Origin of the sequence: Hansschlegelia beijingensis (assembly GCF_045505405.1) — a bacterium.
In the GTDB taxonomy this organism is placed as follows: domain Bacteria; phylum Pseudomonadota; class Alphaproteobacteria; order Rhizobiales; family Methylopilaceae; genus Methylopila; species Methylopila beijingensis_A.
Genome location: NZ_JBJKEX010000576.1, coordinates 1 through 1069 on the forward strand (window position 1 = coordinate 1; position 1069 = coordinate 1069).

At 73.2% G+C, this 1069-nt stretch carries 1 pseudogene; it reads right to left on the bottom strand.

The features are described from left to right. Positions 1 to 1016 (bottom strand): annotated as a pseudogene (locus tag ACIKT0_RS18830) (hypothetical protein); the annotation flags it as partial. Positions 1017 to 1069: the final 53 nt, after the last annotated feature.

Genomic DNA, 1069 nt, shown 5'->3' on the forward strand with positions numbered 1-1069 from the left:
AACGGGCGGCCGAGCCGCTCCATCAAAGGAGGCTGACAGCCGGCGGTCGCAAGCGCCGCGACCTGCGCGCGCGGGTTCTCGGCCGCAGAGCCGGCGTCCTTCGGGGTCACCTTCACCACCGAGCCCGCGCTCGCGACGAACTTGTCGAACAGCGAGGCCGACTCCGCCGGCTTCTCCGCCGGAAGCTGGGCCATGATCCCGGCCAGCTCCTGCGCCAGAGCGGCCCGGGTCGGAACCCCGGAGGCCGCGAACGCGTCGAGCGCCGTGAGCTCGCCATTCGACGTCGAGGTCTTCACCGCGTCGAGCTCAACCGCAAAGGGCCGCCCCGCGTCGAGCGCCTGCTCGAGCGCGCCGAGCGCCACCAGGTTGCGGGCCGCGGGATCTCCCGCCGGCCGCGCCTTGAGGGCGCTTTCCACCGACGCCACGCGCCCGTCGAGGGGCTTCACCGCTTCCGCGACCGTCTCCGGCACCTTCGCGGACACGGCGTCGAGCTGCTCTGCGGTCGCGACCTTGTCTAGGCGGCCGCCAAGCGCGGCGACCTTCCCGTCGAGATCGGAAATCCGCCCGTCGAGATCAGTGACCCGTTTGTCGAGACCAGCGACCGCGTCCGCAGGCGAGCCGCGCTGCTCGATCGCTTCGATGCGGCTGGTGAGCGTGGCGACGGCGGACGGATCGACGGCAGGCTGATCGGCGCCCGGCGGCGACGATTCGACCTTGGCCGTCAGTTCGGCGACCTGCTTCTCCAGCGCCTCGGCCCGGGCGTTCGTCGCCTCGATCGTCTTGCCGACCTCGGCGAGCCTCTCGTCCACGGCGCCGGCGTCGCCCGCCGGGGCGCTCTGGCCAGCGCGGTCACGCAGGGCCGCGACTTCGCCGCCAAGGGCGTCGAGCTTTCTTTCAGCGGCGGCGACCCGCGCGTCGTCGGGCTGGACCGCAGGGATGAGGTCGCGGCCGAACAGCGCGATCGTCAGCACGGCGAGCGCCGCCCCGCCGAGCATCGCGAAGATCACGCCCAACACGCCCATCCCGCGGGACCGCGACCCGCTCCCGGTCCCGCGGGATGGGCGTGTTG